Source organism: Acinetobacter sp. COS3 (genome assembly GCF_000475335.1).
Lineage (GTDB): Bacteria > Pseudomonadota > Gammaproteobacteria > Pseudomonadales > Moraxellaceae > Acinetobacter > Acinetobacter venetianus.
Genome location: NZ_AXCD01000024.1, coordinates 43,906 through 64,855, shown reverse-complemented (window position 1 = coordinate 64,855; position 20,950 = coordinate 43,906). Strand labels below are relative to the sequence as shown.

The 20,950-nt window shown below is 38.9% G+C and carries 28 protein-coding genes and 2 pseudogenes; 15 read left to right on the top strand and 15 right to left on the bottom strand.

The window, feature by feature from the left end; all coding sequences use genetic code 11:
• Window positions 1–59: 59 nt before the first annotated feature.
• Window positions 60–985, bottom strand: a pseudogene (locus IO68_RS26835) (transposase).
• Window positions 986–1,057: 72 nt separating this feature from the next.
• On the opposite strand from IO68_RS26835, the pseudogene IO68_RS34325 reads away from it, so the two are divergent.
• Window positions 1,058–2,319, top strand: a pseudogene (locus tag IO68_RS34325) (IS3 family transposase); the annotation flags it as partial.
• Between the two features lie 65 nt (window positions 2,320–2,384).
• Here IO68_RS34325 and IO68_RS26815 read toward each other — a convergent pair.
• A complete protein-coding gene (locus IO68_RS26815; protein WP_019385255.1) occupies window positions 2,385–2,720 on the bottom strand; it encodes a TIGR01244 family sulfur transferase in 336 nt (111 codons plus the stop codon).
• A gap of 123 nt (window positions 2,721–2,843) precedes the next feature.
• Between IO68_RS26815 and IO68_RS26810 the strand changes: the two genes are divergently transcribed.
• The 4 genes from IO68_RS26810 (at window position 2,844) to IO68_RS26795 (ending at window position 5,158) form a co-directional block, all read left to right on the top strand.
• Entirely contained in the window at window positions 2,844–3,740 is an 897-nt protein-coding gene (locus tag IO68_RS26810; protein WP_023013561.1) for an alpha/beta hydrolase, read from the top strand.
• A complete protein-coding gene (trxC, locus tag IO68_RS26805; protein ID WP_023013560.1) occupies window positions 3,741–4,178 on the top strand; it encodes a thioredoxin TrxC in 438 nt (145 codons plus the stop codon).
• 1 nt (window position 4,179) lies between these two features.
• Complete coding sequence (locus IO68_RS26800) at window positions 4,180–4,599, top strand: acyl-CoA thioesterase (protein ID WP_023013559.1); 420 nt, start codon at window positions 4,180–4,182, stop codon at window positions 4,597–4,599.
• A gap of 79 nt (window positions 4,600–4,678) precedes the next feature.
• Window positions 4,679–5,158, top strand: a complete 480-nt coding sequence (locus IO68_RS26795) for a GAF domain-containing protein (RefSeq protein ID WP_023013558.1) — start codon at window positions 4,679–4,681, stop codon at window positions 5,156–5,158.
• Between the two features lie 52 nt (window positions 5,159–5,210).
• Here the strand turns inward: IO68_RS26795 and IO68_RS26790 are convergent, their stop codons facing one another.
• From IO68_RS26790 to IO68_RS26780, 3 genes are all read right to left on the bottom strand, one after another.
• On the bottom strand, window positions 5,211–5,708 hold the full coding sequence (locus tag IO68_RS26790) for an ester cyclase (RefSeq protein ID WP_023013557.1): 498 nt from the start codon (window positions 5,706–5,708) through the stop codon (window positions 5,211–5,213).
• 71 nt (window positions 5,709–5,779) lie between these two features.
• On the bottom strand, window positions 5,780–6,277 hold the full coding sequence (locus IO68_RS26785) for a DUF4442 domain-containing protein (RefSeq protein ID WP_023013556.1): 498 nt from the start codon (window positions 6,275–6,277) through the stop codon (window positions 5,780–5,782).
• Window positions 6,278–6,291: 14 nt separating this feature from the next.
• A complete protein-coding gene (locus IO68_RS26780; RefSeq protein ID WP_004881601.1) occupies window positions 6,292–6,780 on the bottom strand; it encodes a YajQ family cyclic di-GMP-binding protein in 489 nt (162 codons plus the stop codon).
• Between the two features lie 90 nt (window positions 6,781–6,870).
• Here IO68_RS26780 and IO68_RS26775 point away from each other — a divergent pair, with 90 nt between their 5' ends.
• Window positions 6,871–7,185 carry a rhodanese-like domain-containing protein gene (locus IO68_RS26775; RefSeq protein WP_007479352.1) on the top strand — a complete coding sequence of 105 codons (315 nt, stop codon included), beginning with the start codon at window positions 6,871–6,873 and terminating at the stop codon, window positions 7,183–7,185.
• A 78-nt stretch (window positions 7,186–7,263) separates the two neighbouring features.
• Here IO68_RS26775 and mnmC read toward each other — a convergent pair whose 3' ends face one another.
• From mnmC to IO68_RS26755, 4 genes are read right to left on the bottom strand one after another with little or no spacing between them, the layout of a single operon-like run.
• Window positions 7,264–9,165 (bottom strand): FAD-dependent 5-carboxymethylaminomethyl-2-thiouridine(34) oxidoreductase MnmC, encoded by a 1,902-nt coding sequence (gene mnmC / locus IO68_RS26770; protein ID WP_023013555.1) that lies wholly within the window; start codon window positions 9,163–9,165, stop codon window positions 7,264–7,266.
• An 18-nt stretch (window positions 9,166–9,183) separates the two neighbouring features.
• Entirely contained in the window at window positions 9,184–9,645 is a 462-nt protein-coding gene (locus IO68_RS26765; protein ID WP_007479354.1) for a hypothetical protein, read from the bottom strand.
• 3 nt (window positions 9,646–9,648) lie between these two features.
• Window positions 9,649–9,951: a YciI family protein gene (locus IO68_RS26760; RefSeq protein WP_007479355.1), complete on the bottom strand. Its 303-nt coding sequence runs from the start codon at window positions 9,949–9,951 to the stop codon at window positions 9,649–9,651.
• Between the two features lie 24 nt (window positions 9,952–9,975).
• Entirely contained in the window at window positions 9,976–10,587 is a 612-nt protein-coding gene (locus IO68_RS26755; protein WP_019385246.1) for a septation protein IspZ, read from the bottom strand.
• Window positions 10,588–10,632: 45 nt separating this feature from the next.
• On the opposite strand from IO68_RS26755, the gene IO68_RS26750 reads away from it, so the two are divergent.
• Genes IO68_RS26750 through IO68_RS34195 form a run of 3 tightly spaced genes read left to right on the top strand, consistent with a single transcriptional unit; the run spans window position 10,633 to window position 12,346 of the window.
• A complete protein-coding gene (locus IO68_RS26750) occupies window positions 10,633–11,496 on the top strand; it encodes a PHP domain-containing protein (protein ID WP_023013554.1) in 864 nt (287 codons plus the stop codon).
• An 8-nt stretch (window positions 11,497–11,504) separates the two neighbouring features.
• The gene (locus IO68_RS34200; RefSeq protein ID WP_023013553.1) at window positions 11,505–11,900 is read left to right on the top strand and encodes a hypothetical protein; all 396 of its coding nucleotides are present in this window, start codon (window positions 11,505–11,507) and stop codon (window positions 11,898–11,900) included.
• A 47-nt stretch (window positions 11,901–11,947) separates the two neighbouring features.
• Entirely contained in the window at window positions 11,948–12,346 is a 399-nt protein-coding gene (locus tag IO68_RS34195) for a hypothetical protein (RefSeq protein WP_023013552.1), read from the top strand.
• Between the two features lie 15 nt (window positions 12,347–12,361).
• Here IO68_RS34195 and IO68_RS26740 read toward each other — a convergent pair whose 3' ends face one another.
• Together IO68_RS26740 and radC are read right to left on the bottom strand one after the other, a co-directional pair.
• Window positions 12,362–13,273, bottom strand: a complete 912-nt coding sequence (locus IO68_RS26740; RefSeq protein WP_004881618.1) for a bestrophin family protein — start codon at window positions 13,271–13,273, stop codon at window positions 12,362–12,364.
• A gap of 38 nt (window positions 13,274–13,311) precedes the next feature.
• Complete coding sequence (radC, locus tag IO68_RS26735) at window positions 13,312–14,052, bottom strand: RadC family protein (RefSeq protein ID WP_023013551.1); 741 nt, start codon at window positions 14,050–14,052, stop codon at window positions 13,312–13,314.
• 110 nt (window positions 14,053–14,162) lie between these two features.
• Here radC and coaBC point away from each other — a divergent pair, with 110 nt between their 5' ends.
• From coaBC to IO68_RS26705, 6 genes are all read left to right on the top strand, one after another.
• A complete protein-coding gene (gene coaBC / locus IO68_RS26730) occupies window positions 14,163–15,416 on the top strand; it encodes a bifunctional phosphopantothenoylcysteine decarboxylase/phosphopantothenate--cysteine ligase CoaBC (RefSeq protein ID WP_004881621.1) in 1,254 nt (417 codons plus the stop codon).
• Window positions 15,417–15,564: 148 nt separating this feature from the next.
• Window positions 15,565–15,942, top strand: a complete 378-nt coding sequence (locus tag IO68_RS26725; protein ID WP_023013550.1) for a cytochrome b562 — start codon at window positions 15,565–15,567, stop codon at window positions 15,940–15,942.
• Window positions 15,943–16,110: 168 nt separating this feature from the next.
• On the top strand, window positions 16,111–16,953 hold the full coding sequence (locus IO68_RS26720) for a methylated-DNA--[protein]-cysteine S-methyltransferase (protein WP_023013549.1): 843 nt from the start codon (window positions 16,111–16,113) through the stop codon (window positions 16,951–16,953).
• Window positions 16,940–17,677 (top strand): 2OG-Fe(II) oxygenase, encoded by a 738-nt coding sequence (locus tag IO68_RS26715; protein WP_023013548.1) that lies wholly within the window; start codon window positions 16,940–16,942, stop codon window positions 17,675–17,677. The genes IO68_RS26720 and IO68_RS26715 overlap by 14 nt, the downstream gene beginning before the upstream one ends.
• 4 nt (window positions 17,678–17,681) lie before the next feature.
• Complete coding sequence (locus tag IO68_RS26710; protein WP_023013547.1) at window positions 17,682–17,927, top strand: Ada metal-binding domain-containing protein; 246 nt, start codon at window positions 17,682–17,684, stop codon at window positions 17,925–17,927.
• Window positions 17,914–18,522, top strand: a complete 609-nt coding sequence (locus IO68_RS26705) for an alpha-ketoglutarate-dependent dioxygenase AlkB family protein (protein WP_023013546.1) — start codon at window positions 17,914–17,916, stop codon at window positions 18,520–18,522. The genes IO68_RS26710 and IO68_RS26705 overlap by 14 nt, the downstream gene beginning before the upstream one ends.
• A gap of 52 nt (window positions 18,523–18,574) precedes the next feature.
• On the opposite strand, the gene secB is transcribed toward IO68_RS26705, so the two are convergent.
• The 4 genes from secB to rsgA all read right to left on the bottom strand — a co-directional run bounded on the left by secB (window position 18,575) and on the right by rsgA (window position 20,902).
• Window positions 18,575–19,033: a protein-export chaperone SecB gene (gene secB, locus IO68_RS26700; protein WP_004655889.1), complete on the bottom strand. Its 459-nt coding sequence runs from the start codon at window positions 19,031–19,033 to the stop codon at window positions 18,575–18,577.
• A 27-nt stretch (window positions 19,034–19,060) separates the two neighbouring features.
• Window positions 19,061–19,321, bottom strand: a complete 261-nt coding sequence (grxC, locus tag IO68_RS26695) for a glutaredoxin 3 (RefSeq protein WP_004774456.1) — start codon at window positions 19,319–19,321, stop codon at window positions 19,061–19,063.
• 11 nt (window positions 19,322–19,332) lie between these two features.
• On the bottom strand, window positions 19,333–19,749 hold the full coding sequence (locus IO68_RS26690; protein ID WP_004881636.1) for a rhodanese-like domain-containing protein: 417 nt from the start codon (window positions 19,747–19,749) through the stop codon (window positions 19,333–19,335).
• Between the two features lie 94 nt (window positions 19,750–19,843).
• Window positions 19,844–20,902 carry a ribosome small subunit-dependent GTPase A gene (rsgA, locus tag IO68_RS26685; RefSeq protein ID WP_004881637.1) on the bottom strand — a complete coding sequence of 353 codons (1,059 nt, stop codon included), beginning with the start codon at window positions 20,900–20,902 and terminating at the stop codon, window positions 19,844–19,846.
• Window positions 20,903–20,950: the final 48 nt, after the last annotated feature.

The following is a 20,950-nucleotide window of genomic DNA, read 5'->3' as shown; positions in this document are numbered from 1 at the left end:
AATGCAGAGGGGGTGTTTTTTATTGCGGGGAAAAGAAAATATAAAAAGAATAAATGAGGTTAGGCAGCCATCACAGGTGGTTTACCTTCATTGGGTTTGTGTGGTCGTTCATGGTTATAGAACCACAACCAACTTGTTACATAGTCTTGCACTTGTTCCAATGTATCGAACAAATGTTTACTTACCCAACTATAACCCATCGTGCGATTGTAGCGTTCGATATATGCATTTTGTTGTGGCTTGTCAGGCTGAATATATCTGATACGTATGCTCTGCAACTTTGACCAGTTAACAAATTCATTGCTAATAAATTCAGGTCCATTATCGCAGCGAATCGCCAGAGGTTTATTGCGCCATTCAAGCAACTGGTTCAATATACGGATGACACGCAGTGCTAGCAATGATAATCCAGCCTCAATTGCCAAACCCTCACGACGATAATCGTCAATCACATTCAGTAAGAGATAATTTCGTCCATCACTTGGCTGGTCATGCATAAAATCTAATGATCATACTTGATCGGGGCGGATCGGCCCTTTCAGTGGCTCAGGTGTATGTCGTTTCAATCTACTTCTTACTCTAATGCGTAAGTTCAGTGCCAACTCACAGTAAAAGCGATAACAAGTTTCACTAATAGTAAATGCCTTGCAGGCCAAGCGAATGCTAATAGCATGATAAGCAACGGCTTGTTGTGCCATCTGCCGACGACAAGATGCCTTTACCACTTTTTTGACATAGCTTCCTGAATGATTTCAGCTTTGAGCCTCTCTTCAGCATATATTTTTTTAAGCTTGGCATTTTCTGCCTCTAGTTCTTTCAGCCGAGCAATTAATGAAGTATCCATACCACCATATTTGGAACGCCATTTATAAAAAGTCGCATTACTCATGCCATGTTCACGGCAAAGAGTGGCAACAGGTGTACCTGATTCAGCTTGCTTCAAGATGGAGATGATCTGGCTGTCAGTAAATTTAGATGTTTTCATGCAGAATCTCCTGATCCTACCTTAAGAGAAAATTCTACTTTTACATCCTTTTATTTTTAGGGGGGATTACAGGTAGCCATTTACAAAATACATGGTGAAGATGGGCTTAAGATATCTACAAATCATAAAACTTATACAACCTCCTTTAAAGTTAAAGTCGTTAAAGCAATTATTGAGAATGGATTATCTTATTCAGATGCTTTGATAAAATTTAAGTTAAAAGAAAAAGGAATGATTTCAGCTTGGTTGCGTAGATATAAAGAACACGGTATAGATGGTTTAAAACCTAAACCCAAAGGATCTCAAAAACAGATGCCTAAGCCCCAGCGATCTAGAATTAAAACCTCACAAGAGGATCGCAATAAGACACAAGAACAACTCCTTGATGAAATTGCATATCTACGTGCGGAGGTTGCTTATTTAAAAAAGCGGAGAGCCTTGATTCAGAAGCAGAAAGAACTGGAAAAAGCCGAACAGCAACGGCTGCAAGATTCATATCTGAATTAAGGTTAATCTACCCGATTAAACACCTATTACGTGCATCTAAATTAGCTCGAAGCACATACTTTTATCATGAGAAGCAATCAAAGCTTAATGATAAATATAGTGATCTTAAACAACAAATAAAAGCGATATATCATAAGCATAAGGGGCGATATGGTTATCGTAGAATCACTCTTGCTTTAATAAACTTAGGTTTTACCATCAATCACAAATGTGTCCAACGTTTGATGCAATAAATGAAACTTAAATCACATATCAGAATGGCAAAATATCGTTCTTATAAAGGGCAAGTTGGTCAAATTGCTGACAATGTATTACAACGCCAATTTAAAGCGGATAAACCAAATAAAAAATGGGTAACGGATGTGACTGAGTTTAATGTTCAAGGTGAAAAGCTTTATCTTTCACCAATTATGGACTTGTTTAATGGTGAAATTATTGCTTTTCAGACCCTACGTCGACCTGTATTTAGCTTGGTTAAAGACATGCTGAAAGATGCTCTTAACCAGCTCCCATCTAACGATAAGCCTATTATCCATTCAGATCAGGGGTGGCAATATCAAATGAGCCATTATCAAACACTGTTGGCCGAGAAAGGTTTAATTCAAAGTATGTCACGTAAGGGAAACTGTCTGGATAATGCTTCTATGGAAAGTTTCTTTGGCATTCTCAAATCTGAATGTTTCTATGGTAAAAAATTTACATCAGTTGAGGAGTTGGAGCAAACTGTGAAAGAATATATTCATTATTACAATCATGAAAGAATCAAGGTTAAATTAAAAGGACTAAGCCCTGTACAGTACAGAACTCAGTCCATAAACGCTGCTTAATTAACTGTCCAACTTATTGGGGTCAGATCATTCGAGCCGTTTTTTTATTTTAGATTATAATCTTATTAATCATCCAGTAAATCCATCTGTTTTGCCAACTGATATAAATTATTCGAACGGTTGCCTGTACGACAGAACATAAGGATTGGTTTTGGCAATTCATTATAGTGGTTTGCAAATGTGCGGACATCGAGTTCTGTAATTTGTCCAGCTACAACAGGCTGATAAACATAATCCAATCCAGCGCTACGAGCAGATTCTTCAATTTGAGCACTTGTTGGTTGTTCTGAACCACCTTCCATGTCTGGGCGGTTATTAATAATAGATTTAAAACCTTTTTCTACAACTTGTTCTACATGTTCTGGACCAATTTGACCTGCAAAACCAACATTCTCTGACATCTTGTCACTCCAAAAATAAACAAAACATTTTATGCTCTATCATAGCATTAAGCTTAATCTTGAGTTTAAATGTCTATAGTAAATAAACGATGATAAGCAAAAAGATAACGCAACGGAGCGCGCATGCAAACCTATACAGTCGAGCCTTTGTATGTTCCTAGTGGTGATGAAACGATTGCTGCTGACTTTTACCTTCCGAAAACGACTATAAAGCCAGCTGTAATAGTTATGGCTCATGGATTTGCTGGATTGCGTCAGTTTAAGCTCATTCAATATGCACAAAGGTTTGCTCATGCGGGTTATGCTGTGATCTTATTTGATTATCGTTATTGGGGGGGGAGCACTGGTAAACCACGTGAATTAGTGTCTTTAAGCTCTCAATTAGACGATTGGAAAACAATTGTCCAGTATGCATCAAATTGTAAATTAATTGATAGCCGACGTATTATTCTTTGGGGAACATCATTGAGTGGTGGCTATGCACTAAGCTTGGCTACCGACTTAAAGAATATTCAGGCGGTCATGGTTCAAGTGCCATATGTAGATGGTGCTGAAACTGCAAAATTATATCCATTACAACGTTATCCTGAAGCTTTGAAACGTTCAAGTCAGGATTATATGGGGTCCAAAATGGGCTTAGTGCCTAAAACACTCCCAGTCGTCGATCAGTATAAACTCTGTTTTTTACCTACATCTGATAGCTATTATGGTTATCACTCTATTGTAAATCCAGATTATTATTGGAGTGGGGAAGTCCCTGCACGTGTTTTCTTTAATTTAATGCGTTATCGTCCGATTCAATTTGTTAGAAAAATTAATATTCCAGTCTTATTTATTGCTGCAAAACAAGACTCTTTGATTCCTATTGCTTCAAGTCGAGAGGCTGCTACAAATATTGCTCCTTTTGTGAGCTATCATGAGTGGGATATGAAGCATTTCGATATTTATCATGGGACTTGGTTTGAAAAAGCAGTCACAACCCAATTAGAATTTTTACATCAACATATAGGAGTGATGTAAATGATTATTGTCTGTACATCATGTGGTGCAAAAAATCGTGTGCCAGAAGAAAAACTTGCCGTAAATCCTAATTGTGGGCAATGTCATCAACCGCTATTGCCACATGAACCGATTGAATTAAACGAGCAAAATTTTAGTCATTTTATTAGCAATACTGATCTACCTGTTTTGATTGATTTATGGGCTGAATGGTGTGGTCCTTGTAAAATGATGGCTCCCCATTTCCATCAAGTTGCAAAACAAAACCCATATGTGATTTTTGCAAAAATTGATACAGAGGCGAATCCTCGATTGAGTGCTGCATTTAATGTTCGCAGTATTCCAACTCTGGTATTAATGAATAAAACCAATGAATTGGCTCGAGTAAGTGGTGCATTGCGTGCACCTGAATTACAGCAATGGTTAGATCAGCAGCTGCAACAGCACAAAGGAAATTAAAATGACGGAACGTGTGAAGCATCCAGAAGGGACATTGTCTCTTCAAAATATTGCGATGCCAGCTGATACGAATTGGAGTGGTGATGTATTTGGTGGTTGGATTGTATCGCAGATGGATTTGGCAGGTGCGATTCACGTTGAGCGTTTAACGAAAGGTCGTTGTGCGACGATTGCTATCAATCAGATGAGCTTTTTAGTTCCTGTAAAAGTTGGCAACGTCATTAGTTCTTATACTAAAATTTTAAAAGTAGGAAATACTTCTGTTCAGGTTCAAATTGAAGTTTGGATCAGTCATGATGACTCTCGAGAACCAGTTCGTATCACAGAGGGTGTTTTTACCTTTGTCGCTGTTGATGTAAAGGGTAATAAACGCTTAATTAGTGAAGAAACTAGGCAGGCCTTTTTAGCATCTCAATCATGAAGTTAGATCTTAATCAAGACGTGAGTTCTTAGTTGAATTTACATTGATATTTCCATCATATTTTAGAGAAGACGGTTCAATGGCTGAAGAACTGATTTTGCAACAAGGTCAAAAAGCTGAGCAATATCAAAGTATCATTCCTCAGATTCAGGCAATTATTGAAGATGAAACAGATGTAATCGCAAATTTAGCCAATATTTGTGCTGCTTTAAAACAGCAATTTGATTGGCTTTGGATCGGTTTTTATCTTGTTAAAGACAATGAGTTAGTTTTAGGCCCATTTCAAGGGCCGATTGCTTGTACCCGTATAGCAATCGGGCGTGGTGTTTGTGGTAGTGCATGGCAGCAACAGCAAGTGATTATTGTGCCTGATGTAGATCAGTTTCCTGGGCATATCGCATGTAGTTCCGCATCACGTTCAGAGATTGTGTTGCCGATCATGAAAAATGGTGAATGCTTGGGTGTACTGGATATTGATAGTAGTGAATTAAATCAGTTTGATGAAGTGGATGCTAAATACCTCAAACAATTGATTGCTATGATTGAAAACTTTATGTAAATAAGACTTTCATAAAAGCCCAATTTAGTTTGGGCTTTCTTAACTCTACTGGTTAGAACATCGTATTGGCGTTTTGACTCTTTTCTGGAATCGTTTGGATAACATCCCAATGTTCCACAATTTTCCCATTTTCTACTCTGAAAATGTCAATAATTGCTCTACCTCGATCTTGCTCATTTTCTGTAGAATGAACATGTAGCGCTACTAGATTTCCTTCAGCAATTGCTCGTTTGATCGTGTTTTTTGCTTGAGGATTATTTTGAAACTTTTGAGTAAAAAAATTCACAAACGGTGCTTTACCATCAGGGACATTGGGATTGTGTTGAATATATTGATCGCCGATATATCGATCAGCATATGTTTTAACTTGATGTTTTAAGAAAACACCTTCGTAAAAATCAATCACAATTTTTTTATTCTGTTCTGCAAGATTGCTATTGGATCGCGAGGAAGAGCTTTGTTGATTTGAATTATGTGATAAAGGCATGTTAGTACAAGCCGTTAGCGTAAGAATGCTTAGAATTGTTGGAACAGCAAGTATTTTTTTCATGGTATCAGCTCAAGATACAAAATGATTCTGTATCTTGAGCATAATAATGACCTAACTGTAGTTTAGATCAGTTATGATTTTTTTCGTTTAGGTAACCAAGCCCAAAGCATTTGACAGTGAATTGGTTCATTCGCTGAATCATCAATGACAGTGACTGGGATCAATAACTCGCCTTTTTCACTATCAGCAATAAACTTTTGTTGATCTGCTGATAATGTTGCTGTAGCCGTCAAACCGCCTTGTGCAACTTTTAAGTAGTCTACATGTAATGATTTAATCAATAAGATACGATCATCAGGAATATGTAGACCTGTTAAAAAACCTGTTGCTGTCTCAGCTAATAAAGCCATTGCCGCTGCATGAACACCCTTAATATGGTTTTGCATATTGCGTTGGTTTTCAATACGAACAGTCACATGATCTTTATCCACTTCTAAGTAGCGAATATTTGCAGTGCCAACCATTGGAACAACACGTCCAAAAGCTTTGCTCCAAAGTGTGCTACGAATGCCTTTTGGAAATTTAGAAGTGGTTTTAACCAACGTGTAAAGACGGTTATCTTTTGCCATAGCGAACCTAAATCTTAGTCTTTGAAATTATTGAATTGGAGTGGTAGACCAAATTGTTGTTCACGTAAAAAGTTCATGACTTGCTGTAAAGTATCGCGCTTTTTATCTGTGACACGGATTTTGTCTCCTTGAATAGAAGATTGCGCTTTGATGCCACTTTCTTTAATGGCTTTATTAATTTTTTTTGCAGTATCTGAGTCAAGACCGTCTTTAAGTTTGATTACTTGAACAACATTTTTGCCTGAAGCTGACGCTTTTTGTGGATCAAGTGCTTGCACATCAATTTTACGCTTATAAAAATGATTTTCGAGCATGGTATAGACTTGTTCACATTGGAAGTCACTTTCAGTTGAGATTTTGATTTCTTTATTTTTTTCATTTAACTCGATCGAAACGTCTTGTCCACGGAAGTCAAAGCGTGTGCCAATCTCTTTTTGCGTGTTTTGTACCGCATGATTGACTTCAAATAACTCTAATTCAGAAACAATATCAAAAGAAGGCATGGTTAGACCTTTACAAAGGGAAAGAATATTTGAGATGCTAAGGGGGTTTTCTTCATTTGCCAAGTGTTGTTTACATCAAAGGAGTGCGCAATGATCCGTAAACAAGAAATTACAACATTTGAGTTCCCAGAAGGCGCAGTCATTTGGGATGTCCGCGATACTAAAGCCTACACTGAGGCTCATGTCAAAGGGGCAGTGAATCGCCCAATTGCCGAGATTACGTCGGATAGTTTGACTCAAGTTGCAGCGGATCAGCCGATTTATATTCTGTGTGGCGGAGGTAGTAAAGCACCACGTGCTGCGGAATTGTTAGATGGTTTTGATGCTTCTCGTGAATACGTTGTATTGATGGGAGGCACACGCGCTGCGCGTGATGCTGGCTTGCCATTAGAGCAAGGCGCTTAAGCATTAGCATTTGCCAAAATACATCTGTATTTTGGCAAATCAAGAATTATGAAAGTAATAAAAAATTAAAAGAACAATTTAGCCTGAATAATGCGGCTTCTTCGCTTTGACTTTCTTTTGAAATCTCTCTGGACTTAACTTGTTTAGCAATGTTTGTGGTATTGGGCAAAGCTCACCAAGCACTAATGCTGCTAATACTTCACTGCATAATGGTGCGAATAAAAAACCCTTTGAGCCCAAGCCTGCAAAAGTATAGGTCTGTTTATGATTTTTCATTTTTCCTACGAGTGGAAAATAGTCCAGACTCTGCGCACGAACAGAAGCTCGTCCTTGCCATTTTTCAACGGATGGAAGTTTTTCTGCATAATCAGGAAAGACACTGTAGATAAGTTCGTAGTTATGCACATGATCTTCGGCGAGTACTTCAGCATCATCTCGATTGGGATAAAAAGATGCGCCTAAAATTAACTGAGACGGATTGAGCTGCATGCAGTAACCGCCATAACTATAGGCTTCATCAAGCGCTAAAGGCTGTTCCACATTTTCAACCCAACTGACTTGTCCTCGAATGGGTTTTAATACAGGGTAATCTTCGAAAAGCTCAGCACTTTTTTTGGCGCAGCAGACAATCGTATGATCAGTGGTTGCAAGATGAACATGATCTTGCCAAAGCTCAGTGTGTGAGTTCATTTCTTTCACAGCAGAAATTTGAGCAATCACCAACTGAATATTCGGATGTTTTAAAATTTCATCTCGAAGCTGGTGTGGAGAAACAGCGCCCGCATGGTGTAAGTTTAAACTTGGAAACTTAGATTGCAGCGTGATTTCATCTGTTGCATGTATTGATAATACATCTTCTGGATATTGCTCCGCTAAATCAAGCAATTCATCAGCATTTTTTAAAGCGAGTTGATGAACTTGAATCGAGCGAAACGCTTTAAAACTTGAATAAAATTTCAAAGCTTGTTGCCAACTCAGCGTCATAAGATGTTCATGCGCTTGTTCAATAGGACATAGTTTGGGATTGAGCAGCGCAAGCGGATTACCTGATGCACCTGAAAGCGGCTCATTTTGCTCGTAGATAGTCACTTGATGTCCACGCTGAGCAAATGCCCATGCAGTCGTTAAACCTGCGATTCCTGCGCCTATAATGGCGATTTTACGTTGGGTTTTGTTTGGTATTTCCTCTAACAAAATTTGACCGCTAACAATTGCATTTGAATTGGTATTTTCAGTTTTAGTTGGAGCTAACCAAATAGCTTTCAGCATTTCTCGTTTATGCCCGAAACCACGCGGACGATTAATTTGAACACCATGTTGTTTCAATCCACGCTTAAGCACACCTGCAACACTAAAAGAGGCAAAAGTAGTGCCGTAGTCAGATAAACGGACGATATGATTGAGTACATTTTCTTGCCACATATCTGGATTGCAAGAAGGAGCGAAACCATCGAGAAACCATGCATTTACAGATTGTGTTTTGGGAATACTTGGGAAAATATCTTGTGCATCACCGAGCCAAAGATCAATGCTAAATCGCTCTTCGGGAAAGCTCAGACGATGACAACCCGCAATCGGCAAAGGATATTGTTGTATGAGTTTGTCAGCCAAAGGTTTAAGTTCTGGCCAAACATTCAGTGCTCGGATAAGGTCTGCTTTACTCAGTGGAAATTTTTCAACGCTGATCGCATGCAAATGGCTGTGATTGTTCGGGCGAATTTGTTGCCAAAGCTGCCATAAAGTTAGAATATTTAAGCCTGTCCCAAAGCCTGTTTCACCTACACAGAAGTATTCAAAATCTTTGAGTTGGGAAAGACGTTCACTGAGATCATTGCCATTTAGAAAGACATGGCGTGTTTCAAGTAAACCGTTATCTTTGGAAAAATAAACATCGCCAAATTGTTTTGAAATGGGAACTTCAATACCATCGACGAGTTCCCAATCGAGTTCAGCTGTTTGTAGTTTTGATGAATGTGACATAGATGAAAATATTGAGTTTTACCACTGGCGACGGCGTTTGGTATAAACATAACTCGCAATAAAGAAACCAAGAATCACACCTACCGCAATGGTCATCGCACCATATAAGAACATTTGCGCACTGCGTTCACTTTGTAGAACTTGAACTTGAACCGTTAAATTATCATTTTTTAACTGTAATTCTTGATTCTGTGCGAGGGCTTCAAGATTGGCATGTTCAAGTTGCTTTAAACGGTTATTTTGATCTTGAATCAATGCTTTAACTTTGGTTTCTTGCTGTTGTTTCGCTTTAGCAATTTGCTCTGCTGTTAAAGGTTTAGCAACGGTGTTGCTTATGATCGGAGCTGTCGTCGAACTAGGTTTGGGTTGCGTCGTATTAACTGATGCAACTGGTGTTGTAGTGGGTGTTGTTGGTTCGACAGCCCATGTTGCAGAACTGAGTAAACATAAAGCAAATAAGCTTTTAACTGCGATTTGCATAGATCAACCTTTTGGAAAAGCTTTGTTAAAAGGTTTTACTTCAATATGTGAGTAAATTCCTTCTTTTAAAAATGGCTCTTCCTCAATCCAAGCATCGAGAGCTGCACGATCATCGAATTCGACAATAATTGTACTACCGAGAAAGCCAGCCTGAGGGTCATTTGGGTCTTTAGGATGTGCACCAGCAGCAATTAAACGACCTTCATCATCTAATTTTTGCAGACGGTCTACATGTTGAGGACGGGTCGCTAAACGTTTCTCTAAAGTACCTTCATGATCAGTACAAGTCAGCACAAAATATGGCATAGCAGTAGCTCAATGATTCAAGATCTAGTCAGTGGTTTTAAAATGCTTTCTTAAGCAAAATAGTATAACAGCTAGGTAACTGATAGAAACGATAATATCGCCGAAAGCTGTGAATTCACCCCAATATTTACCCTGCATAAATACGAAACCAAAGAAGAAGTGTAAAGCAGCTAACAAAAAGAACTGTCCACACCATGCCCAGTTTAAACGCATCCAACCCTGTGGACTGAGTTCAAGTAATGAACCTAATAACTTTTGGATGATTGGCATTCGCTCTTTATTAAATAAAGGAGTAACTAAGAAACCTATTCCGATACCGACATTGATAATGACTGCTTTCATTTTGATGTAAGTGACATCGCTGAAAACTAAGGTAATTCCACCAAAAACGACCGACATCACCACAATAAACCACTGCATTTTTTCCAATTTAAACTTTTGGAAAAAGAATAGGCAGCCATAAACCACCAAAGTTGAGATCAACAATGCACAGGTTGCAACTAGAATGTGGTTTTGATCCGTATTTCCCGCACTACCGACAAGTTCTAATAGTGGATGATGACTATCTTTAGGGTCTGTGGTTTTATAAAAATAAAAGAAGATAATCAGCGGAAGGTAGTCGAGCAACGCTTTCATGTTACAGTACGGAGATGAAATAGGTCAGATAGCATAATACAAACCATGTTCGGTGTCGATTTACATACACATACCCTCATTTCTGATGGGACGTTTTCACCAGAACAATTGGTGCAGGCAGCTGTTGATCTAAAAATTGATCTTTTGGCGATTACTGATCACGATACTATGGATGGCTTAGAACGCGCTCAGCGTTATGTGCTTGAACAGGTTCAAACACCTGATATTAAAATCGTTTCGGGTGTAGAGATATCAAGTCAGTGGTCACGCCCAAATACCAAAAAAAGTTATGGTGTGCATATTGTTGCACTCAATATGCAAGATGAAACACCGATCAAAGCGATGTTAGAAAATCAGAAAAAGATTCGTGCAGAACGTGCAAAAGTGATTTGTGGACTATTAGAAAAATGTATAGGTTTTGATATTTATCCAGATGTGGTGGCTAAAGTAGATGGACATGCTGATCGAGTAACGCGGACTCACATTGCAAAAACACTGGTGGAAAAAAATATTGTCAGTCGTCCTCAACAGGCATTTGATCGTTTCTTGAAAGAAGGCAAAAAGGCGTTTGTAAAGTTTGAGGGTATTGGGCTTAAAGAAACCATTGAAGTGATCCATACAAGTCAAGGGCTGGCAGTGTTAGCGCATCCAACACGTTATGATTTATCTGCGACCAACATTCGTTATTTGATTGAGTTATTTGCATCATTAGGTGGGGATGCCGTGGAGTTGCCTCCAAGCATAGAGCCTGCTTCGACACGGCAAATGGTCGATCGTATGATTGAGCAATTTGATCTCGCTGTGTCGATTGGTAGTGATTTCCATGGTGACAATATGCCTTGGATTAAATTGGGTCAAACGCCAAGAGTGAAAGAAGGGCAGAAGGGGATTTGGGATCGTTTTAGGTGAGGTGTAAAGTGACTGATATTAAAAGATTAATAAATAGAAAGGTTTCTTCTTATAAAAAAATTAATCACCAAGATCGAGATGGGATGATTATTGATAATCAAAATAGTATTTGTAAAGAAATTATAGAAAATCGAAGACCCCCTTATTGGTGTTTGGAGTCTATTAGTTGTCAGTATGCGATGAAAGGTTTCTGTTTAATTGAAACAGCGGGGATTAAGCCTGAAGGACTAAGGCTTTTAAATTTATCATTTATGTACCAAGAGGCTGCACAAGAAATTGCATTTAATGAACATAAAAACTCTGTTTGCATTCAATTGGAGCATGTTCGACAATACTTATTTAAGATAGCACCCTTATTACTTTGGTCAATTTTAATTGGAAATAAAAGCTTAGCTAAAAAATAAAAAATCAGTTTTTATTTTATTTAAATTTAAAAAATGTAACTAGAAACTTGCATTTAGATTATGAGCTTTTCTGCCTATGGCTTTATGAATCTTGGGTCGAAGAGAAATCTGATATCATTCAACATATTTCAGGTGATTTTAAGCAACTAATAGACCACTGGTATGCGGATGCTGAAAAATTACAGGAAATAGTTATATCTATTTGTGATTTTCATTGCGAGGAAATGGTAGATAATCAAAAAAAACCAGCTTTACCAAGATTTATGTTTCCACCTTACAATTTAATTCCTTTAGAAATACATGTGATTAATAAATTAAGGCAATCTCATTCTTTGAGTAAATTGATTGTTGATCACCCTATTACGAATACAAATATAGCAATAGTTTCGGAGTTTAGTATTGTCGAAGACGATTTTTTAGAATATATACAGATTAATATATTCTGAGATTTTACAGTTCCACTAAAGCAAATTATGATCTTGTGCTTGAATTGGTGGTGGTGTCGGGCGACCTAATGTACCCAATAATTCAATTTCAATTGAACGAACCATTGCGTCTAAAGGTAAGTCATTACTCTGCGTCCCAAAAGGTTCTTCAATTTCAGTGCTGAGCGCATCTAAGCCTAAGAATGTATAAGCTAAAATACCAACTAAGAGAGGTGTCACTAAACCGAGTAGAGAACCTAAACTGAACGGCAACATCACACAAAAGAAGTAAACGGTACGATTCAGCAAAACTGAATATGCAAAAGGAATAGGTGTATTGGCAATACGATCACAGCCTGTTTGCATCTCACTTAATGCCGCAACGTGTTGGTTCATTTGCGTATAAATGATGTCTGTGATTTCACCTTCTTTAAGTGCTTGTAACAACTCCCATTGAATCAAGCTCAACGTATATTGAGGCGCATTATGTTGCTGATAAAGCTGAGTTAGTGCTTGTTGGCTTAATCCACTGGTTTCAGTGAGTTCGGTTGGATTTACAGTTTGATGGCGTAAACGATCTCGTAACACATTTGCAAAAACAATGACATGTTGAATAATACGCTCACGTCGACCTTGCGAGAGAATACGGCAGTCTCGATCAAAATGACGTGCTGTCGCGATCAAAATTCCCCACAATTTTCGTGCTTCCCACCAGCGTTCATAGCAGGCTGTATTTTTAAAGCCGAGAAAAATTGAAAGAACAACACCAATTAAAGTAAATCCAACCAATGGTATTTCTGGAAAGCGAAATAGATTGATATATTCAACGCCACCAATGATGGCAGAGATCAACATGACAAAGCCTAAAGACGGCAAAATTTTGGGTAAAATCGTCCCGCGCCATGAAAATAGAACTTTAAAAATACTTGGCTGGTCGCGGACAATCATGTTTTTTGAATCGTTAATTTTATGTGTTGATGTTCAGGTCAGATTTGAGCTTTGTCAAGACCAGATTGCTTGATTTTCATAGGTGTGAGCAGTTGTTGTTCAGAAAAAGAAAAATGCGAATCGGGTGAAATAATAAAGTGATCAATCAGGTGTATTTCGAGCAACTTGCAGGCTTGTTTAAGCTGTTGGGTCAGATAAATATCTTCAGGTGATGGTTGTGCAATTCCATAGGGGTGATTGTGGGCAATCACAATTTGACTTGCTTGTTGTTGCAATACATAACGGAGGGTTTGATTAATTGAAACACTACAACTGTGCTGCGATCCAAAAAATAGTTTTTTAAAATGTAGTTTTCGGAGTTCTGCATCGAGACACAACACTGCGAAGACCTCTTGCTTTTCACCTTGCAGCTCATAACGTAAATAGTCTAATACTAATGTTGATGTATTCAGGCATAAGCGTTGTTGATGAAAATAATTGTTGAGATATCGCCGTCCAAGTTCTTTGACTGCCATGAGTTGAGAATACTTGGTTGAAGCAATACCATTAAATTGTGATAACTCTTCAAGTGATGCGTCAAAGATAGGATTGAGACCCCCAAAATGTTGAATAAGGATTCGCGCTAGTTCGACAGCAGAGTGTTGCTTGGAGCCTGAGCGAAGAAAGATCGCAAGTAATTCTGCATCCGACAAACTTTGTGCTCCTTGGAGTATCAAACGTTCTCTTGGTCGTTCTTGTTCTGGCCATGCTTTGATGGATTGTTTTATCTGTTGATTCATTTTTATTCACATAATTTTTTTATGGTGATGATTTTTCCAAGCGCACTGCTTGGGTATGCGGGTATTTAATGATATTGTGAGCGCCACTGCAACAGAAAGGTAAACTGTTTGTGAGCTTTGATCTAAGTGTTATTCCCCATAAAAACATTATATTAGCGGTTACAGGTGGTATTGCTGCCTATAAAAGTGCCATTTTAGTTCGTCGTCTAAAAGATTATGGTTTTGATGTCCGCGTGGTCATGACACATGGCGCACAAGCTTTTATTACGCCTTTAACTTTCCAAGCACTTTCTGGAAATCCTGTACATACAGAATTGCTAGATCCTGAAGCTGAAGCGGGAATGGGGCATATTGAATTGGCGCGTTGGGCTGATTTGATTTTAGTTGCGCCTGCAAGCTGTGACACGATTGCAAAATTTGCCAATGGTTTGGCGGATGATTTATTAAGCACCTTGTATCTTGCGACCAAAGCGCCTGTGTGGGTTGCTCCTGCCATGAATCAGCAAATGTGGGCAGCTAAAGCAACACAACGTAATTTACAAACACTTGTTGAGGATGGTGTGCATGTCATCATGCCTGATGCAGGTGAGCAAGCCTGTGGTGATGTGGGTTTAGGCCGTATGCCTGAACCTGAAGATATTGCGCGTCAAGTGGCTGCTTATTTCCACAAAGCACAACGTGCGATTGCAGAGAAATTTGGTTTGTTAGCGGGTAAACGTGTGACCATTACGGCTGGTCCAACGCGTGAAGCAATTGACCCTGTTCGATATATTTCTAATCACAGTACAGGGAAAATGGGTTTTTCTTTGGCAGCAGCATGTTATGCCGCGGGTGCAAAAGTCACTTTAGTTGCTGGGCCTGTGAGTTTGGATACTCCAAATGGTGTAGAACGAATCAATGTGAAGTCTGCAATGCAAATGCTTGATGTGAGTATGGATCAACTCAAACAAGGTTGTGACATCTTCATTGCGACGGCTGCGGTAGCCGATTATCGTGTTGCCGAAGTGGCTGAGCATAAAATCAAAAAAGCAGGTGATGAGCTTGCAGTTTCATTGGTGAAGAATCCCGATATTGTCGCAACAATTGCACAACAGCAAGAACGTCCATTCATGGTGGGTTTTGCTGCTGAAACACAAAATGTTGAGCAATATGCTGCTGGAAAACTGGTTGCCAAGAAACTCGATATGATTGCTTGCAATGACGTGTCTCGCCCAGATATCGGTTTTGCATCTGATGAAAATGCGATGACTGTATTTTTTGCGCAGTCTTACCATATGGAAAAGCGGGAGTTAGAAAAAGCATCGAAACAAGAGATTTCACAACAACTGGTTGAAGCAATTCATGATGCTTTGCTGCAAAAATAATTAAATCGTTCTTTTATCAAAATGCAACGAAATCGTTGCATTTTTTATGTATGCTCAACGCATAGAGCATTTAAAATTTGAACGTCCATTTGAGTTCAAATCATGATGTTCAATCAATCATAGCCACAGTTTTGATAGGGATATCCTAATGATGAAAAAAACTTTAGCCACCGCCGTTATGTTGTCATGTTTTGCATTTAGTAGTACCGTTATGGCTGCTGGGTTAGAAGATGATATGAAAACTTTAGGTAAAAATTATAAGGCCTTTAATCAGGCAACTAATCCACAAGCTGCGACAGCTGCATTAAATAATATGCGTAGCGCAGCGGCTCATTCAAAACAATATAAGTTGGCTCCAAATACCACAGATAAAGTCACTAGCTCACCTGCTTTGTTTGAACAAATTATTGTTGAGATTGATAAAGCGAAAGTACTTGTTCAAGCTGGCAAGTTAGATGAAGCGAAAAAACAAACCAAAAAAATTGCTGAACTACGTGATCAAGGACATAAACATTACATGCATTAATTGATGGAGAGTCGATGCTCTCAATCATGAAGCTGTACTCAAAGGAGTGCAGCTTTTTTTTTATTGGTTTAATACCGCGAAAATCAAAATGTAGACTCAGCATGATTCGGATTTTCACGGAATTCTAAAGTTGATACAGTAAAATAAGAAATGATGAGAGGTGGTGAAATGTCCTCGCAACAACACTACGAGCGTATTGCTCAAGCAATTGACTATATTCAACAGAATTTTCAACAGCAACCGCAGTTAGACGATGTGGCAGCCTATGTGCATATGAGTCCAGCACATTTTCAAAGGCTATTTACTGAATGGGTCGGCACGAGTCCGAAAAAGTTTTTGCAATATATCAGTATTGAATATGCCAAGAAGATTCTAAAACAGGATACAACTAGTATCTTGGATGCAACATTTGAGACAGGGCTTTCAAGCACCAGTCGATTACATGATTTATTTATTCAAATTGAAGGCATGACGCCTGCTGAATATAAAAATGGCGGGCAAAACTTAACTATTCATTATCATTTTGCAGAAACTTTGTTTGGTCAGGTTCTGATTGCCTCTACGGATAAAGGGATTTGTGCACTGACATTTGTAGACCAAGCAAGTGAAGCATTGGCACATTTAAAAGCTCAATTCCCTCAAGCGGCATTTACTGAGCAAACTGATTCTTTTCAGCAAAATGCGCTTACGCTGTTTCAAAAAGATCGAGATCAATTTGCTGAAATTAAACTGCATTTAAAAGGTACGCCATTTCAACTCAAGGTCTGGCAGAGCTTACTCAAAATTCCTATGGGGCAACTTTCGACCTATGGTGAGTTAGCACATGCAATTGATCATCCAAAAGCAGCGCGTGCAGTAGGGACGGCAATTGGACGTAATCCTGTGGCATTTTTGATTCCCTGTCATCGTGTGATTCAGTCTACGGGGGTATTTGGAGGATATGAATGGGGTACAACACGTAAGACCGCATTAATCGGTTGGGAAGGGGTTCAGGCACATGCCACAATTTGAATCTGCTCAGATCGAAAGTGTGATTGAAAAAATTAGGACTGCTGATTGGAGTCAGATCAGTGATCAACTACATCAGCATGGTTTTGCAATGATTCAAAATGTGCTTTCAGCACAGCAATGCCAAACACTTCGAAATTCATATTCAGATGAATCGTTATATCGTAAAACTGTCAATATGCAGCGTTATCGATTTGGCTTAGGTGAATACAAATATTTTAATTATCCTTTGCCAGATTTAATCCAGCAGATCCGACGTGAAATTTATTCTTTCTTAGTTCCTGTCGCAAATGCGTGGTTTGATGTCCTCGATTTAGGTGATCCATTTCCAAAAGCACATGAAGAATTGTTGAAACAATGTCAGCAACATCAACAAACCAAAGCAACGGCACTGATATTGAAATATCAGCAAGAGGGTTTTAATACCTTACATCAAGATATTTATGGTGATGTGTATTTCCCACTGCAATTGGTGATTGTTTTAAATCAGCAAAATGAGGATTTCATTGGTGGTGAGTTTGTTATAACGCAGCAAAATCCTCGTGCTCAGTCTAAAGCAATGGTATTACAACCCAATCAAGGTGATATTTTGATTTTCACCACCCAGTTTAAACCTGAACAAGGAGTTCGAGGCTATCATCGTGTGAATATGAAGCATGGTGTCAGCACTGTTTTGCAAGGCGAGCGTTATAGTTTGGGGATTATTTTTCATGATGCTGTGAGTTAGTGTGATGTGGCAGCATATTGATATAGAGCAGAGCGATTTACGACAGAAACTAAAACGCGGTGAAATTCGTTTTGCTGGAAATCGTCAATTGAAAATCTATGGCACTTTGACTTGTCATTCGGGTAAGCGCATGATGAAAACGAATCGTGTCTTTTTTACAGATGAAAGTGAAGCTTTATTGCAAGGTTATCGGCCTTGTGGACATTGTATGAAAACAGCATATAAGAAATGGAAAAATGCAATTATTTGATATTGAAGCCGACTCAAAGCAAAACCATTTACCTTATGACGGTACAGTAAATTACTACGGTAAAGTCATATCATCCCAGCAAGCTGATCATTACTTTGATATGTTGTTACGCAGTATTGAATGGGAAAATGATCAAGCAGTCATTTTTGGTCGTCAAATCATCACGAAAAGAAAGGTCGCATGGTACGGTGATCGTGGCTATGAATATACCTATTCGAATGTAAATAAATATGCTTTAGCTTGGACGGACGAATTAATAGAACTTAAAGCTTTAGTTGAACAATTGTCAGGTGAAACATTTAATTCATGTCTTCTCAATCTCTACCATACAGGTGAGGAGGGGATGGCTTGGCATAGTGACGGGGAAATTGATCTTAAGAAAAATGGCGCAATCGCTTCGCTAAGCTTTGGGGCAGAACGAAAATTTGCATTTAAACATAAGCAAACCAAAGAAAAAGTTGAACTGTATTTGGAACACGGCAGCTTACTAGTGATGAAAGACACAACCCAAAGTTATTGGTTACATCGCTTGCCGCCTACGAAGAAAGTCAGCACTGCACGCATTAACTTAACGTTTAGAACCATTGTTGAATGACATAAAAAAAGGACTGATATTCAGTCCTTTTTTGTTGCTATCGCAATAACGATTATGCTTGACCTTGCGCATCAGCATCCGCTTGTAAGCGTTGCATGTTTGCTTCAAATTCAGCATCAAAGTTAATTGGTGTAAGCAATAATTGAGGGAAGCTACCCTTAGTCACTAAATCGTTCACCGCTTCACGTAAGAATGGGAACAAGATATTTGGGCAGTAAGCACCTAAGATGTACGGAAGACGGTCTTCTTCAACGCCATCAACCAAGAAGATACCTGATTGAGTTACATCAACGATGAACGCAGTTTCATTTTCGTTATTTGCTTGAACCACAACTTTTAAAGACACTTCATAGTGTGTTGGATCAATTTTTTCCGCCGCAGAAGATAAATTGATATTGAGTTCTGGTTGCCATTGTTTAGTAAATACTTGTGCACCCGGAACTTCAAAAGAAATGTCTTTAGTATAAATACGTTCTAACGCGAGTTGTGGTTGAACTTGTTCTTCGCTCATTGTTTTTCCTTAAATCTTGGAGTGTTGTTAAGCTAATAATTGGTCGAGTTTACCTTCACGCTCTAAAGCATAAAGTTGATCGAAACCACCGATAAATTGATCTTTAATAAAAATTTGAGGCACTGTACGGTGATTGGTACGTTGCATTAACTCAATACGAACTTCTGGCGCTTCATTTGAAAGATTGATTTCTTTAAAAGCAACGCCTTTACGCTCAAGTAATTGTTTTGCACGTACACAGTATGGGCAAGACAGTGTTGAATAAATTGTGACGTTTGGAGTTGTCATCTTATTGCTCCTTAAGCTTTTGCTTTGCTTTTAACGAGGGGTAAGCCTTGTGCTTTCCAGTTGCTGATACCGCCGTCTAAACGATAACTATCGCTATGACCGACTTTCTGCAATGCTGAACCAGCAACTTGCCCTAAGTTACAAATAAAGACCAATGGACGATCACTTGCTTTTAATTCATCAATATGACTTGTGATTTGGCTGTATGGAATGTTGCGGCTGCCACTGATGTGACCATCACGGAAATCTTTTCCATCACGTAGATCGATCAACATTGCATTTTTTGCTTTGACCAAAATACCTAGAGATTGCGGTGAGATTTTACGACCATTGCGTTGCCCTTCTAAAATAAAGAACAACACGATTAATACGGCAAGCGTACCAAATAAGAAGGGGTGATTCCCCATAAACTCTAACCAGCGTTCCACAAGTCACCTAAAGTTAAAATCAAAATTGATCCTGAGTATAACTTATCTCAATGGTGATCAAAAATGTTAGTTCAAGGGCGAAGCATCAAGAAAGTTAACTTTTTTGTTGAGCTTCTTGAATTTCATCAATAAGACGTAAATAACTGTCTAAACGACGCGGTAAAATTTCACCAGCATCAACCGCTTGTTTCAACGCACAATTTTTTTCATGCGTATGGGTGCAGTTACGGTACTGACATAGTCCAAGATGTGCTTCAATCTCAGGAAAGCCTGTACGTACCTTCTCTAAACTAAGATGCCAGAGCCCAAACTCACGGATTCCGGGTGAATCGATCAATGCACCGTTTGTTCCAAATTTAATCAAACGTGTTGAAGTCGTAGTATGTTGCCCAAGTGCAGAGTTCTCTGAAATGACATTGGTTTTCTGTGCTGCATCAGGAACGATGGTATTGATCAGCGAGCTTTTGCCTACGCCTGATTGCCCAACGAAAGCAACGGTTTCATTATCCAAGCGTGCTGCAAGCGCAGACAAATCACCGCGTGAATGACAAACCAAAGTTTCATAACCCAATGCTTCATATTCACTGAGTAAGGTCAGAATCGGATCATTTTCAGTGAGCAAGTCTGACTTATTCAACACCAGTAGGGCTGGAATATTTGCGTCAGCACATGCAACGAGATAGCGATCAATCAATGTCGGTGCAGGTTCTGGTAAGGGTGCAAATACAATCACGATCAGACTGATGTTTGCGGCAACTGGTTTAACTTTATGATAACGGTCTGGACGAGTCAGCAATGACTTTCGTGGATAGATCGCGGTAATGATACCCAGACCTGTATTCGGATCAGCTTGCCATTTTACTCGATCACCTGTGACCAATAATTCTAAGTTAGTACGGGTGTGACAGCGCCAAACACTGTCTAATTCAATCGGTTTCCAGAACGGTTCTGGTTCACCATCAGCGACTTGTGGTTTTTCGGGGTGCTGTTCAGGCACAGATAAAGCTTGTACTTCGAGTTGACGACCATAATGTTGAACAACCAGTCCATCCAAATCCTGCGATGTATCAATGTCGTCTTGACGCGATTTATGCTGTTTTTCAATACGACGTTGCTGCTGTTCGGTTAAACGACGCTTACGAATTAAAGCCATTCATATCCCAAAAAATCCACACTTTGAAGACCGCAAAAATAGCACGAA